The organism is Actinophytocola sp. (genome assembly GCF_050699935.1).
GTDB lineage: Bacteria > Actinomycetota > Actinomycetes > Mycobacteriales > Pseudonocardiaceae > Actinophytocola.
Map to the genome: position 1 here is coordinate 45188 of NZ_JBOHGB010000029.1, position 14800 is coordinate 59987.

The following is a 14800-nucleotide window of genomic DNA, read 5'->3' on the forward strand; positions in this document are numbered from 1 at the left end:
CAAAGGACCAGGGCTGACCCATTGACGCCATTCCACACGTGCGCCCGAGAGGGTGTCAAACGCTACCGGCGACGCAAAGCGGGTCTTGACACCTTGGGCAATCAGGATCACGCTGCGACAAGCTCAAAGGACTGATGCTGGCCCATTGGACATCGCGCAGGGAGCATCTCATGTCGACACCACAACGAGGGCCCGAGGGCGTCGAGTACCAGACTGTCGAGGCGAGCTATCTCGAGCACCGGCAGCTGCGCAGGGGTGCCGCCGGCTGGGTGCTGCTGGCCGGGCTCGGCGTCGCCTACGTCATCTCCGGGGACTTCGCCGGGTGGAACTTCGGCCTCGCCGAGGGCGGCTGGGGCGGGCTGCTGATCGCGACCGTGCTGATGGCCGTGATGTACACGTGCATGGTGTTCGGCCTGGCCGAGATGGCGTCGGCGATGCCGGTCGCGGGCGCGGGCTACGGCTTCGCCCGCCGTGCCCTCGGCCCGACCGGCGGGTTCGCCACCGGGACCGCGATCCTCATCGAGTACGCGATCGCACCGGCGGCCATCGCGGTGTTCATCGGCGGGTACGTCGAGGCGCTCGGACTGTTCGGGCTCACCAGCGGGTGGCCGGTGTTCCTGGTCTGCTACCTGATCTTCATCGGCCTGCACCTGTGGGGCGTCGGCGAGGCGCTGCGGGTCATGTTCGCGATCACCATCGTGGCGGTCGTCGCGCTCGTCGTGTTCTCCGTCGGAATGATCGGAAAGTTCGACGGGGACAAGCTGTTCGACATCGTTCCCGAGGCGGGCGGCTCGACGTTCCTGCCGTTCGGCATCGCCGGCGTGCTCGCGGCGTTCGTGTACGGCATCTGGTTCTTCCTCGCCGTCGAGGGCGTGCCGCTGGCCGCCGAGGAGGCCGGTGAACCGCACCGCAACCTGCCGCGCGGCATCATCGCGGCGATGGCGATCCTGCTGGTCTTCGCGGGGTTGATGCTGGTCATCGCGCCGGGAGCGGCGGGATCGAGCGCGATCTCGGGCTCGGACAACCCGCTGCCCGAGGCGATCCGCGCGGCCTACGGCGGCGACAACTTCCTCGCCCAGTTCGTCAACTACGCCGGTCTCGCCGGCCTGATCGCGAGCTTCTTCTCGATCATCTACGCGTACTCGCGGCAGCTGTTCGCCCTGTCCCGGGCCGGCTACCTGCCGCGGTGGCTGTCGATGACCGGCAAGCGGAAGACGCCGTACCTCGCGCTGATCGTGCCCGGCACCGTCGGCTTCGTCCTCGCGACCGCCACGATGGACGGCGCGCTCCTGATCAACATCGCGGTGTTCGGCGCGACCGTGTCGTACGTGCTGCTGAACGTGTCGCACATCGTGCTGCGCTACCGCGAGCCGGGGCTCGAGCGCCCGTACCGCACGCCCGGCGGCGTGGTGACCACCGGCGTCGCCGCCGTGCTCGCGGTGGCCGCGGTGATCGCGACGTTCTTCGTCGACGAGCTGGCCGCGGCGATCACCGCCGGCATCCTCGTGGCCGCGCTCCTCTACTTCTACCTCTACAGCCGCCACCGCCTGGTGGCCAACGCGCCGGAGGAGGAGTTCGCGGCGATCAAGGCTGCGGAGTCCGAGCTCGCGGACTGACCGGGGCGCCGACCTACCTCACCTACCGCCGGCAGGTGAGGTAGGTCCACGTGCACGGGAAGGAGGTCTGCGCCTCGAACAGCTTCTCCAGGCTGTACCGGATCAGGAACATCCGGTCCCGCACGGCGGTCTCGGTCGGCTCGTGCCCCTCCACCCGTCGCGAGCCGCCGATCCAGCTGAGCACCCCGTCGTGGTAGTTGCCCAGCAGCTGGTACCACTCGTCGACCCTGGCGAAGATGGTCTCGTCGAACACGTGCAGCACGGTGAATCCCGCGTCGGCGAACGCGTCGAGGTAGAGCTCGAGCGGCCGGACGGGCACGAACACCTTCTCCCGCAACCTCGTGTGCTTGGCCATCCGCCCGCTGTCGTCGAGGACGTCGCGGTACCGCTCGAACGCCGGCTCCCGGCGAACCAGCGTCGCGGCGATCTCGTTGACCGCGGCCACCGTCTCGTCGATGATCCAGTCACCGGGGCGGCCATTGGGATTGCGTATGTTGGCCGACCCGACGAACACCATCCCGCCGGGTCGCATGGCGCGGGACCACGACTCCAGCGTCGCGGTGAGATCGCCGTAGAGGTGGATGGCGTTGGTGGAGGTGAGGACATCGACCCCCCGGTCGAGCAGTGCCGGCTCGACCACCTCGTCGAGCAGCCGGAGTCGCTTCTCGACTTTCGAGAAACTCAGCAGCCGAAAGGCGACCCGCTCGTCGTCGCGGAAGTGTTCGACCGCCACCCGCAGGAACTTCGGTGAGGCGTCGACGTTGAGGATGCCCACCGGATAGCTGACGTTCGCCAGGATGCGCTTCGTCAGGAGTCCGGTGCCGGCCGAGTAGTCGACGAGCACCTTGTCGTCGTCCAGTGCGGAAAGTGCCTGCGCGACAGTGGGTTCCAGGTTCTTGTACCAGCCGTGCCGGCCGACGTTGTCGTAGTTGAGCCCGAACCGATCCAGCGGTTGGCGGACCCACTCCTCATCCGGAATTCGCTCGAATTCGACCGGCCAGTCGAACACCGCGGAAGGGCGGGAATCCCGTGAGCTGCGAGGCAATATCACGGTCATTGCGGCCTCCAAGGCAAGTGAATGCCACCCACCTTGACCGCTACCGTCGCTCGATACAACACCCGGTTGCCACCAGAGCAACCGCGCCCTGGAGCTGTCGGCGTCGCACCGGCACGGGTAGCTCGGGCCGGCCTGGCCTCACCGCCTGCGGCTGGGTAAGTGGGTCGGCAGGTCGCGCCACGGGGCGTCGGCCGCGCGGACCGGGGCGCCGAGCGTGCGTATCGCGTGGGCGGCGAGCAGGCCACCGATCGCGGCGGCGTTCACGATCTCGCCCGCGAGGATCATGCGCACCGCCTCGTCGAGGGGGAAGCGGCGGGCCACCAGGTCCGCCTCCTCCTCACCCTCCGCCTGTCGCTCGACCGTCGCGAGGTCGGTGGCCAGGTACACGCGCACGACCTCGTCGGTGAACCCCGGCGAGGCGGCCACGTCCACGAGCACCGACCAGTCGGCCGCGGCCAGCCCGACCTCCTCGACCAGCTCGCGCCGGGCGGTTTCGACCGGGTCCTCCCCCACCCTGTCGAGCAGGCCGGCGGGCAGCTCCCAGTTCCGCCTGCCGATGGGGTGGCGGTACTGGTGGATCAGCATGACGTGGTCGTCCTCGTCGAGCGCCAGTATCGCGACCGCGCCGAGGTGCTCGACGACCTCGCGCTTGGCCCGGCCGCCACCGGGCATCGCCAGCTCGTCCACCCGGACCGCGATGATCCGACCGTCATATACGTCCTCTGTGGACAGAACCTCGAAGTTGTGCCGCCCCGGTTCGGTCAAGAGCGCGCTCCCAGTGGCTCCGGCAGCTCGACGGGCAACCGCTCGGCGGCCCGGTAGGCCAGCGCCGCCTGCACGAACCCGGTGAACAGCGGGTGCGGACGGGTCGGACGGCTCTTCAGCTCGGGGTGCGCCTGCGTGCCGACGAAGAACGGGTGCACGTCGGCCGGCAGCTCGACGAACTCGACCAGGTACTCGTCGGGCGACAGGCCGGAGAACCGGACGCCCGCCTTGGCGAGCTTGGTGCGGTAGGCGTTGTTCACCTCGTAGCGGTGCCGATGCCGCTCGGACACCTCACGGGTGCCGTACGCGGTGGCCACCACCGACCCCGCCACGAGCCTCGCCGGATAGGCACCCAGGCGCATCGTGCCGCCCATGTCGCGCTCACCGGCGACCACGTCCTGCTGGTCGGCCATCGTGCTGATCACCGGGTTCTTGGTGGTCTCGTCGAACTCCGAGGAGTTCGCGTCCGCGATGCCGGCCAGGTTCCGCGCGGTCTCGATGACCATGCACTGCAGGCCGAGGCACAGGCCCAGCACGGGAATACCGTGCACGCGGGCGTGGTGGATCGCGCCGATCTTGCCCTCGATGCCGCGCACCCCGAACCCACCGGGAATCAGCACACCGTCCAAACCGGACAGCTGGGCGGTGGCGCCGGCCGGCGTCTCGCAGGTGTCCGAGGCGACCCAGACGACCTCGACCTTGGCCCGGTGGGCGAACCCGCCGGCCCGCAACGCCTCCGTGACCGACAGGTACGCGTCGGGCAGGTCGACGTACTTTCCGACGACGCCGATTCGGACCGTCTCCTTGGGACTGTGCACACGCGACAGCAGGTCGCCCCACACGGTCCAGTCCACGTCCCGGAACGGCAGCCCCAGCCGGCGCACGACGTAGGCGTCCAGGCCCTCGCTGTGCAGCACCTTCGGGATGTCGTAGATGGACGGGGCGTCGGGCGCGGCCACCACCGCGTCGATGTCCACATCGCACATCAGCGCGATCTTTCGCTTGAGCCCGCTCGGAATCTCGCGGTCGGCCCGGCACACGACGGCGTCGGGCTGGATGCCGATGTTGCGCAGCGCGGCCACCGAGTGCTGCGTCGGCTTGGTCTTGAGCTCCCCGGACGGCGCGAGGTAGGGCACCAGCGACACATGCAGGAAGAAGCAGTTGTCCCGGCCGACATCGTGGCGCACCTGGCGGGCGGCCTCGAGGAAGGGCAGCGACTCGATGTCACCGACGGTGCCGCCGATCTCGGTGATCACGACGTCCGGCGCGAGCTGGTCGTCCCCCGGCTCGGCCATGCCTCGGATGCGTGCCTTGATCTCGTCGGTGATGTGCGGGATGACCTGGACGGTGTCGCCGAGATACTCGCCGCGGCGCTCCTTGGCGATCACCGTGGAGTACACCTGGCCGGTGGTGACGTTCGCCCGCCCGGCGAGGTCGCGGTCGAGGAACCGCTCGTAGTGCCCGACGTCGAGGTCGGTCTCCGCGCCGTCCTCGGTGACGAACACCTCGCCGTGCTGGAACGGGTTCATCGTGCCCGGGTCCACATTGAGGTACGGGTCGAGCTTCTGCATCGTGACCCACAGCCCGCGGGCCGTGAGCAGCTGACCGAGGCTGGACGCGGTAAGCCCTTTGCCGAGGGACGACGCAACCCCACCGGTCACGAACACATATTTGGTCGTGCGTGAGTGTTGCACCAGAGACGCCCCCCGTGGACTGACCTTCGGTCCGTGACCGTTGCTGGCGATACCGTTCGAAGTGGGACTACCCGCCTGACTCTCCACGGGGTTTCACCGTATCACCTGCTCGGCCGATCCTCTCCCGACACGCGGTCGCACCTGACTCAGGTGACGCTGCGTTACCCCGCGATTCTCTAGCCAGGAAGGACGCCTTGCTGACGTTGAACGTCAGCAAGGCGTCCTTCCTGGCCTACTCATTCGGCCGGCGCGCCTGGCGCGGGAGCCTCCGCGTTGCCGGCGCTGCCGTAGCGACCGGACGCACCCTCCAGCTGCTCGTGCAGCGCGAGCACGGTCACCACCCGGCCCGCCGGCGTGCTCACGTGGTCCACAGTGGACAGAACCGAGGTAGCGGCGGTATCCGCGCGCACGACGCCGACCGCGCCGGTGCCGTCCGCCGAGCCGTCGGTCCCGGCGAGCACCGCGCCCGCCCCGGACCGGTCCACCTGGGTGGCGAACCGGGCGACGGTGGCCGCGCGGTCACCGGCGCCGTCGCCCTTCGCGGCGCCGCCGGTCAGCACGATCGCGAGCTGCGCCGGCTGAATGTCCTGGCCGGTCTTGACGAACCCGCCCTCGGTGAGCCCGGAGAGCGCGGCGGCGGTCTCGTCCGGGGACGCCTGCGGCTCGTTGTCGTCCTTGCTGATCAACAGCAGCGGGCCGAGCAGACCGCCGGCGAGGGTGCCGGGGTCGGACGCGGTCGGCAGCTGCACACCGGCCGGCAGGAGCCGGGTGACGATGTCCTTGAGCTGGTTGGCCTTGTCGGGGTTGGTGAAGTCGTCGGTGAGCTGCAGCTCGCCGGTGACGCGCGCGCCGGCGTCGGTGAGCAGCGCCTTGAGCGCGTCGCGGTCGGCCGGGTCGGCGTCGGCGGTGGTGACGAGGACGACGGTGCGCTGGTCGAGCTGGCCGCGGACCGCCATCGGGCCGACCTGGGTGGCGAAGCTGTCGGCGTCGGCCAGCCGCGCGTTCTGCGAGTTGCGCTGGTTCTCCAGGTCGTGGACCTGGCCGACGAGCTCCTCGTTGTCGTTGGTGAGCCCGGACAGCAGCGAGCGGGACAGGGTGGTCGAGCCGAGCACCACGCCGACGGCGAGCGCGAGGAGGACCGCGGCGATGGAGATGACGTGGTAGCGCAGGGAGATCACGAGAAGAGCCCCTCGATCCAGGTGACGAAGCTGTTCCAGGTGTCGGCCGCCCAGCCGGCGTAGGCAACGCCCACGCCCGATACCGCTAAGGCGACGGCCACCGCGACGAGCGCGGCGAGCACGAGCACCACGACCGCGCCGAGCGAGACGCGGCTGCGGTGCAGGGCAGCGACGACCTTGCCGTCGACGATCTTGCTGCCGAGCTTGAGCCGGGTGAGGAACGTGGACGGGTTGGAGCCGGAGCGGCCGCGGTCGAGGAACTCGCTGAGCGTGGCCTGGAACCCGATCGTGACGACGAGGCTCGCGCCGTGCGTGTCCGCGAGCAGGAGCGCGAGGTCCTCCGCGTTGCCCGAGGCCGGGAAGGTGACCGCGCCGATGCCGAGGTCCTGGACGCGCTCGAGGCCGGGCGCGTGCCCGTCCATGTGCGCGGGGACGACGACCTCCGCGCCGCTGCGCAGCGTCTCGGTCGACAGGCGGTCGGGGTCGCCGACGATCACGTCCGGCTTGTACCCGCTGTCGTGCAGCGTGTCGGCCCCGGCGTCCACGCCGACCAGCACGGGCCGGTGCTCGGCGATGTACTGCTTGAGCTTGCGCAGGTCCTCCGCGTGCCCGTGGCCCGGGGCGACGATGAGGACCTGGCGGTGCTGGAGGTTCGCGTGCAGCTCGGGGACGCCGACGCCGTCGAGGATGAGCGTGCGCTCGCGGCGCAGGAACTCGATGGTGTTGGCGGAGAAGGCCTCGAGTTGGGCGGACATGCCGGCCTTCGCCTCGATCATGAGGTCGGCGATGGACTCGATGGTCTGCTCGGTGCCCCGGCCGACCTCTTTCTCGCCGACGAAGACGCCACCCTCGTGGACTCGGAGCCTGCTGCCCTCCTTGACCGCGCGGAGCACCTCCGGTCCCACGCCGTCGACCAGCACGATCCCCGCGGCCACGATGATCTCCGGGCCCAGGTTGGGAAATCGGCCGGAGATCGACGGAGCCGCGTTGACCACCGCGGCCACCTCGGCGTCGACGAGCGCGTCGGCCGTGGCCCGGTCGAGGTCGACCTGATCGAGCACGACGACCTCGCCGGCAGAGACCCGGCGAAGGAGATCGCCGGTGCGCCGGTCGACCCTGGCCACGCCGGTGATCCCAGGACGGCCGTGGTTGGAACGCGGCAGGAGGCCGGTGAGCTTCATGGGACTGATGGTGACAAATGGACAGACGATAGTCCGTTCGCCACGCCGTGGATGACGTGCGACAACCGCGTCTCGTGTCCCCTGCCGTCAGCCCGACTCGGCCGGCGCCACGATCCGTCCCCGAGTCAGCGCCGCTTCCGCTTCCCACCCCCGGCCTTGTCCGCCTCCGCGACCCCGAGCAGTTCCTCCGCGTGCGCGCGCCCGGTCTCCGTGGAGTCCATGCCCGCGAGCATCCGGGCCAGCTCCACCACCCGGTCCTTGTCCGCCACCATGCGCACGTCGCTGCGGGTGACACCGCCGCGCGCGCTCTTGTCGACCACCAGGTGCCGGTCCGCGAAGGCGGCCACCTGGGCCAGGTGCGTGACCACGATGACCTGGTGGCTCGTCGCCAGCCTGGCCAGCCGGCGGCCGATCTCCACCGCCGCCCGGCCGCCGACGCCCGCGTCGACCTCGTCGAACACCAGCGTGGGCACCGGGTCGGAATGAGCGAGCACGACCTCGATCGCCAGCATCACGCGGGACAGCTCGCCGCCCGAGGCCGCCTTGTGCACCGGCAGCGGCTGCGCCCCGTCGTGTGCCGACATCCGCAGCTCGACGTCGTCGATGCCGTCCGGGCCCGCGTGGGCGTGCGCGTCGCCCCCATCACCGCCGGCCACCCGCAACGCGTGCGGGTCGCCCGGCTCGGACCAGCGCGTGCTCACCACGAGCTCGACATTCGCCTGCCCCATCGCGAGGCCGCCGAGCTCGCCCGTGACCGCCTTGGCGAACCGGTCGGCCGCCCGCACCCGCAGCGACGTCAGCACCTGCGCCCGCTCGGCCAGCTGCCCGGCGAGCTCACCGCGCCGGCGGTCCAGCTCGGCCAGCGCCTCCTCGGACGTGTCGAGCCCCGTCAGCCGCTCCTCGGCCTCCCGCGCCCACGCCAGCACCCCGTCGACATCGGCGGCGTACTTCCTGGTCAGACCCTTGAGCTCGGCCTGCCGCGCCAGCACCTTCTCCAGCTCGGCCGGGTCGGCGTCCAGCGACTCCACATAGCCACCGAGCTCAGTGCCCACATCGGACAGCAACGCCTCCGACTCGGCCAGCCGCGGCGCCAGCTCCCGCAGCCGCGGGTCCTCCGACGACTCCAGCCGGTGCCGAGCGTCGGCGATCATGCCGAGCGCGCCCGGCGCGTCCGGATCGCCCTCGGGTGAGCCGCTGACCGCGAAGGCCGCGCCGGACGCCGCCTCCCGGAGCTGGTCCGCGTCCGCCAGCCGGCGGGCCCTGGCCACCAGCTCGTCGTCCTCGCCCGGCTGCGGGGCGACGGCCTCGATCTCCGCGAGGCCGTGCCGTAAGAGGTCGGCCTCCCGGGCCATCTCCCGCGACCGCGCGGTCCGCTCGACCAGCTCGGTGCTCACCGCGTGCCACTCCTCGCGCAGCCGCCGGTACTCCGACAGCGCGTTCAGCAACTCCTCGCCGGCGAACCGGTCGAGCACGGCCCGCTGCTCGACGGGCCGCAGCAGCCGCAGCTGGTCGTTCTGCCCGTGCACGGCGATGAGCTGCTCGGACAGTTCCGAGAGCACACCGACCGGCACCGACCGGCCGCCCAGGTGCGCGCGGGACCGCCCGTCCGTATTGACCGTGCGCAGCGCGATGAGCGCGCCGTCCTCGTCCGGCTCGGCACCCGCGTCGGCCGCGACCTTGGCCGCGGAGCTGCCCGGCGGCGCGTCGAACCTGCCCTCGACCGCCGCTCTCTGCGCGCCGCTGCGCACCCGGGACGCCTCCGCCCGCCCTCCCGACAACAGGTGCAGACCGGTGACGACCATGGTCTTGCCCGCACCGGTCTCGCCGGTGACGACAGTGAGTCCCGGATCAAGTTCGAGGGTGGCCTCGTCGATCACGCCGAGGCCCTCGATGCGCATTTCGGCCAACACAGCGCGCACTGTATCGGCTCACACCGACGAAATCCGGGATCTGGTGACCGTGTGTTCGATTGGCTGAGAGATCGCTCAGCGGCTGCGCCAGCCCTGCACCGGCAGTTCGAACTTGTGCACCAGCCGGTCGGTGAACGGCTCCTCCCGCAGCCGCACGAGCCGGGTCGGCTTCGCCCCGCCGACCACCTCGACCCGCGCGCCCGGGGGCAGCACGAACGTCCGCCGGCCATCGCAGCACAGCACCGCAGGATGCCCGTCCGGGTCGACCTCGACCGCGACGACCGAGTCCGGCGACACCACGAGCGGCCGGGAGAACATGGCATGCGCGTTGCTCGGCACCACCAGCAGCGCCTGCACGTCGGGCCACACCACCGGCCCGCCCGCGGAGAACGCGTAGGCCGTCGAGCCGGTCGGCGTCGCGCACAGCACGCCGTCGCAGCCGAACGCGGACACCGGCCGGCCATCGACCTCGATCCGCACGTCCAGGATGCGCTCCCGGCTGCTCTTCTCCACGATGGCCTCGTTGAGCGCCCAGGTGTGCGCGAGCCGCCGGCCGCCGAGCAACGCCGTGACGTCGACTGTCATCCGGTCGTCGACCTCGTACTTCTGCGCGATGACCTGCGCGACCGCCTGCTCGAGGATGTTCGAGTCGGCCTCGGCCAGGAACCCGACCCGGCCCATGTTCACCGCGAGCACCGGCACGCCCGCCGGCCGGGCCAGCTCGGCGGCGCGCAGCAACGTGCCGTCGCCGCCGAGCACGAACACGAGCTCGGTGCCGTCCGCCGCCTCGGGCCCGCTGTCCACGACGTTCTGGTAGCAGGCCGGGTCCAGGTGCGGCGCCTCCTCGGCGAGCACCCGCAGCTCGACGTCCGCGGCGGCGAACCAGCCGGCGACCTTCTCCGCGGTGTGCCGCGTGTCGGCCCGGCCGGTGTGCACGACGAGGAGCACCTCGCGCCCGGTCATTGCGGCCCCTCCCGAACGGCGGTCTCGACGAGTGCGTCCGCGTCGGCGTCCGTTTCGCCGCGACGCAACCACACGAAGTATTCGACATTCCCGGACGGGCCGGGAAGCGGGCTCGCGGTAACGCCGTGCACACGCAGGCCGAGCGTCTCGGCCTCCGTGATGACAGTACGTACGGCATCGGCGCGCAGTTCAGGGTCGCGGACCACACCGCCCGAGCCGAGCCGCTGCTTGCCGACCTCGAACTGCGGCTTGACCATCGGCAGCAGGTCGGCGTCCTGCGTCGCGCACGCGAGCAGCGCCGGCAGCACGAGGCGTAGCGAGATGAACGACAGGTCGGCGACGACGAGGTCGACCGGGCCCCGGGTCTGCTCGGGGGTGAGCGTGCGGACGTTGGTCCGGTCGAGCACGACGACGCGGTCGTCGGCCTGCAGCCGCCAGACCAGCAGCCCGCGCCCCACATCGGCGGCGACGACCTCGCGGGCGTCGCGGCGCAGCAGGACGTCGGTGAAGCCCCCGGTGGACGCGCCGGCGTCGAGCACCCGCCGGCCCGTGACGTCGATGCCGAACGTGTCGAGTGCGCCGATCAGCTTGTGCGCGCCGCGCGAGGCCCAGTCGTCGCCCTGCTGGTCGCGGACGACGACCGGCGCGTCGGTCTCGACGGCGGTCGCGGGCTTGCCGGCGACGGTGCCGCGCACGGTCACCCGGCCGTCGGCGATGAGCTGCGAGGCGTGCTCGCGAGATCGGGCGAGGCCACGGCGAACAAGCTCCGCGTCCAGCCGCGTCCGGCGGGGCATACGGTCAGTCCGTGTCGATGCGCGACAACGCGTCGTTGAGCGCGACGTGGACCGCGTCGAACCGGGCGACGTGCTCGGCGAGCGGGACCTCGTCGAAGGCGCCGGTGCCGGCCACCGCGGTGTCGATGGCGGCCGCCGAATCCTGGGATGTCATGCCGTCCAACTGCACTCCGTCACGCTAGCTCATACGGGAGGCCGAGGTGGTGAAGCGCCGCCGCCGCGTTGCCGTCGCCCGCCCGCAGAGATGACGCCGGCGCGGCGCAGAGCGCGCGGAGCAGGTCGAGTGGGTCGCCGTCGCCGCCGACCACACCGTCGTCGATCTTCCAGCCGGGCTTCTCCCCGATCGCCAGCCGGCCGGGTTCCTCGGTGACCGCGTGGACGTCGGCGGCGAGGTAGGTCGGTTTGAGGTCGCTCGCGAGGAGCTCGGCCGGGGTGGTGACGCCGGACAGGACGAGTAGTGAGTCGAGCCCGACCGCCGCGGCGCCCGCGATGTCGGTGTCGAGCCGGTCGCCGATCGCCAGCGCATGGTCGGCGTTCGCGGCGCGGACTGCCTCGTCCATCAGCGGGGTGGCGGGCTTGCCGGCCACGATCGGCTCGCGCCCGGTGGCGGTTCTCAGGGCTGCGACGAAGGACCCGTTGCCGGGCAGCATGCCGCGCTCGGTGGGCAGCGTGGGGTCGATGTTGCAGGCGACCCAGAGCGCGCCGGCGTTGAGCGCCACGGTCGCCTCGGCGAGGTCGCCCCAGGTGAGCTCCTTGGACAGGCCCTGCACGACGGCCGCGACGTCGTCGGCCGTGCGCGTCGGGGTCAGGCCGGCGAGCGCGACCTCGCGCTCGAGGGCCGGGGAGCCGACGACCAGGACCGTGCCGGAGGTCTTCCCGGCGAGGAGCTTCGCGGCGGCCTGCGCGCTGGTGCTGACCTCGTCCGGTGTGGCGGGGATGCCGATGCCGGAGAGGTGCCCGGCGACCTCGTCGGGTCCGCGGGAGGCGTTGTTGGTGACGAACCGGACGCCGACCCCTCGGCGGTGGGTGGCATCGACCGCCTCGGCCGCGCCGTCGATCGCGGCGTCGCCGCGGTAGACGGTGCCGTCGAGGTCGAAGAGGAGGGCGTCGTAGTGGTCGAGGAGGCTCATTCGGCTTCTCGCAGGGCGAACGCGCGCTCGGCGGCGTCGGTCTCCTCGTCGAGGTCGGCCTCGGCGGCGTTGAGGAACCAGCGGATGGCGTCCTCGGTGCGGCCGGCGGCCTCGAGGTTGTCGGCGTAGGCGTAGAACAGCCGGGGGCTCCACGGCTCGCGGATCGCGGGATCCAGGTCGGGCCCCTGCAGCGCGACGACCGCGGCGTCGAGCTGGCCCAGGTCCCGCCGCGCCCCGGCCGCGACGATCTTGAGCTCGACGCCGACGTCCTTGGGCAGGTCCTCGGCCTCCGCCGCGAGCTCGAGCGCGCGCTCCGGCCGGCCGAGGGCGCGCTCGCAGTCGGCCATGACGGGGAGGTGGACCTGCCCGCCGCTCATCCGCCGGACCGCCCGCAGCTCGCCGAGGGCCTCGGCGAACTCGCCGGCGTGGTAGGCCGTCAGCCCGGCCGCCTCCCTCACGAGTGCGACCCGGGCGGCACGCGAGCGGGCGAAACGGGCGTGCTGAAGGGCGAGCTCGGGGTCGTCGTCGATGAGCCGCCCCGCCGCGACAAGGTGCCTACCGACGAGTTCGGCGACGGACTTGGTGAGGCTGCGCAGCTCCCGGCGAGCCTCGGGATCGAGGTCGGAGTACTGGATGTCATCGGGGAGCTCGGGTTCGCTGCCCGGCGTCCGGCGATCCGGCTCGCTGGCGACGTGCTCGCCAGTCACGGACTCGGTAGCCGACACACCTGGCTGGCCGACCGGGTACTCAGCCGCTCGATCGGGCGCAGGCTCCTCGGCTGGCTGGCCGGCCACGGGCTCTGCCTGCCCGACCTCGGACTCGCCGGCAACACCCTCCTCCGGCACGGACTCAGCCACTCGATCGGGCGTCGGCTCCTCGGCTGGCTGGCTGGCCACGGGCTCTGCCTGCCCGACCTCGGACTCGCCGGCGATGCCCTGCCCCGGCACGGACTCAGCCACTCGATCGGGCGTCGGCTCCTCGGCTGGCTGGCTGGCCACGGGCTCTGCCTGCCCGACCTCGGACTCGCCGGCGATGCCCTGCCCCGGCACGGACTCAGCCACTCGACCGCGCACCGGCTCCTCGACGACCCGCTCGGCCAGGGGCTCGTCCTGCCCGGCCCCGGACTCAGCAGCGACACCCTCCTCCGGCGCCGGTTCGTCGGTCGGCTGGTCGGTCGCGGGAACGTGGGCCTCGTGGGGTTCGACCGGCTCGAGGTCAGCGGTCGGCTGGGTGCTCGGCAACTCCTCGGCGTGGTCGGTCGTTCTTGTGACTTCTCGGAACTCGCCACCGGACTCGCGGGCGTGACCGCGGTCCTTCGGATGCTTGCGGCCCGATGCCGCGCGATCGCTCGCGGCTCGGCGGTCAGACTCGTCGCGTCGCCGGTCCCGGTCGCCCGCCTTGCGGTAACCACGCCGCTCGGCGTCCTCGCGTGAGCCGGCGTCGGTGCGGAAGCCTCGACCCGCGTCGTCCCGCCCGGTGTCGCGGTAGCCACGCGCACCGCGGTATTCGCGCCGACCCGCGTCGTCCCGCGTACCACGACCGCGCTGGTCGCGGCTCCGATGGTCGCGCTGGTCCGAGTCGTCACGGGAATCGCGGTACCGGCCGCCGCCTCGGTCATCCCGCCGGCCTGACTCGTCGCGCGGACCACGGGCCCGCTCGTCGCCCCCGCGGTAGCCCTGCTGGCCCGACTCGCCGCGCGAGTCGCGGTAGCCGCGGCCACCCTGGTAGTCCCGGGATTCGCGGTAACCGTCACCGTCCCGGCCCCGCCGCTTGGGATCGCTGCGCGAGTCGCGGTCGCGGTGGTCGCGCTTCTCCGAGTCGCCACGCGAATCACGGTAACCGCCTCGGTAGCCCCGCTGGCCCGACTGCCCACGCGAGTCGCGATAGCCGCTCCCGCCCCGGTAGTCCCGCTGACCTGCCTCATCACGCGAATCGCGACGATCACCTACGCGTCGAGAGTCCCGTTGGCCCGACTTGTCACGCGAGTCGCGATAGCCGCCCCCGCCTCGGCTGTCCCTCCAGGCCGAGTCGCCGCGCGAGTCGCGATAGCCACCGCTACCTCGCTCGTCCCGCCGACCCGCGTCGCCGCGTCCGTCGCGGTAGCCGCCGCCTCGGTGGTCCCGCGGGTTCGAGCCGCGGTGTCTATCGCCGAAGTGCTTTGCGCTGTCTCGGTCGCGTCGGCCGCGATCGTCGGCTCGATAGTCTCGGCGATCGGCGTTCGCGCGCGAGTCCCGAGAGTCACCACGGGCACCGCGGCGGTCCGTGGATCGCTGGTCGCGCTTGTCGGACCTGTCGCGAGAGCTCCTGCCGTTCCCGTACCGGTCCGCCTCGCCGCGTCCGGCGTGGTCGCTGCCGCGAAACTCGCGTCGACCTCCGCCTTCTCGCCGGTCCCGATCGTCGTGACGGCCCTGCGCGCCGCGCCGACGCTCGTCATCGCGCTGTTCGTGCTGGTCGGAGCGTTCAGCGGCGGCTCGGGGGGTGTTGCGACCGAAGCCGCTGCCCTGTCCATCGC

At 71.8% G+C, this 14800-nt stretch carries 13 protein-coding genes; 2 read left to right on the forward strand and 11 right to left on the reverse strand.

What is annotated here, in order from left to right; translation table 11 throughout:
* Positions 1-170 precede the first annotated feature (170 nt).
* Positions 171-1616 carry an ethanolamine permease gene (gene eat, locus ACRDTB_RS12905; protein ID WP_431430384.1) on the forward strand — a complete coding sequence of 482 codons (1446 nt, stop codon included), beginning with the start codon at positions 171-173 and terminating at the stop codon, positions 1614-1616.
* A gap of 22 nt (positions 1617-1638) precedes the next feature.
* Here eat and ACRDTB_RS12910 read toward each other — a convergent pair whose 3' ends face one another.
* The 11 genes from ACRDTB_RS12910 to ACRDTB_RS12960 form a co-directional block, all read right to left on the reverse strand.
* A complete protein-coding gene (locus tag ACRDTB_RS12910; protein ID WP_431430385.1) occupies positions 1639-2625 on the reverse strand; it encodes a class I SAM-dependent methyltransferase in 987 nt (328 codons plus the stop codon).
* A 186-nt stretch (positions 2626-2811) separates the two neighbouring features.
* The gene (locus ACRDTB_RS12915; protein WP_431430386.1) at positions 2812-3438 is read right to left on the reverse strand and encodes an NUDIX domain-containing protein; all 627 of its coding nucleotides are present in this window, start codon (positions 3436-3438) and stop codon (positions 2812-2814) included.
* Positions 3435-5132 (reverse strand): CTP synthase, encoded by a 1698-nt coding sequence (locus ACRDTB_RS12920; RefSeq protein WP_431430387.1) that lies wholly within the window; start codon positions 5130-5132, stop codon positions 3435-3437. Before ACRDTB_RS12920 ends, ACRDTB_RS12915 begins: the two co-directional genes overlap by 4 nt.
* A 236-nt stretch (positions 5133-5368) precedes the next feature.
* Positions 5369-6310 carry a copper transporter gene (locus ACRDTB_RS12925; protein WP_431430388.1) on the reverse strand — a complete coding sequence of 314 codons (942 nt, stop codon included), beginning with the start codon at positions 6308-6310 and terminating at the stop codon, positions 5369-5371.
* Positions 6307-7491 (reverse strand): putative cytokinetic ring protein SteA, encoded by a 1185-nt coding sequence (steA, locus tag ACRDTB_RS12930; RefSeq protein WP_431430389.1) that lies wholly within the window; start codon positions 7489-7491, stop codon positions 6307-6309. The genes ACRDTB_RS12925 and steA overlap by 4 nt, the downstream gene beginning before the upstream one ends.
* 125 nt (positions 7492-7616) lie before the next feature.
* Positions 7617-9410, reverse strand: coding sequence for a DNA repair protein RecN (gene recN / locus ACRDTB_RS12935; protein WP_431430390.1), 1794 nt, complete (start codon positions 9408-9410; stop codon positions 7617-7619).
* Positions 9411-9476: 66 nt separating this feature from the next.
* The gene (locus tag ACRDTB_RS12940; protein WP_431430391.1) at positions 9477-10364 is read right to left on the reverse strand and encodes an NAD kinase; all 888 of its coding nucleotides are present in this window, start codon (positions 10362-10364) and stop codon (positions 9477-9479) included.
* Positions 10361-11158 (reverse strand): TlyA family RNA methyltransferase, encoded by a 798-nt coding sequence (locus tag ACRDTB_RS12945; RefSeq protein ID WP_431430392.1) that lies wholly within the window; start codon positions 11156-11158, stop codon positions 10361-10363. The genes ACRDTB_RS12940 and ACRDTB_RS12945 overlap by 4 nt, the downstream gene beginning before the upstream one ends.
* Positions 11159-11162: 4 nt before the next feature.
* Entirely contained in the window at positions 11163-11312 is a 150-nt protein-coding gene (locus ACRDTB_RS12950) for a hypothetical protein (protein WP_431430393.1), read from the reverse strand.
* 19 nt (positions 11313-11331) lie between these two features.
* Positions 11332-12288 (reverse strand): HAD-IIA family hydrolase, encoded by a 957-nt coding sequence (locus ACRDTB_RS12955; RefSeq protein WP_431430394.1) that lies wholly within the window; start codon positions 12286-12288, stop codon positions 11332-11334.
* Positions 12285-12995 (reverse strand): hypothetical protein, encoded by a 711-nt coding sequence (locus tag ACRDTB_RS12960; protein ID WP_431430396.1) that lies wholly within the window; start codon positions 12993-12995, stop codon positions 12285-12287. The genes ACRDTB_RS12955 and ACRDTB_RS12960 overlap by 4 nt, the downstream gene beginning before the upstream one ends.
* On the opposite strand from ACRDTB_RS12960, the gene ACRDTB_RS12965 reads away from it, so the two are divergent.
* On the forward strand, positions 12981-13721 hold the full coding sequence (locus tag ACRDTB_RS12965) for a hypothetical protein (RefSeq protein ID WP_431430397.1): 741 nt from the start codon (positions 12981-12983) through the stop codon (positions 13719-13721). The genes ACRDTB_RS12960 and ACRDTB_RS12965 overlap by 15 nt on opposite strands.
* Positions 13722-14800: the final 1079 nt, after the last annotated feature.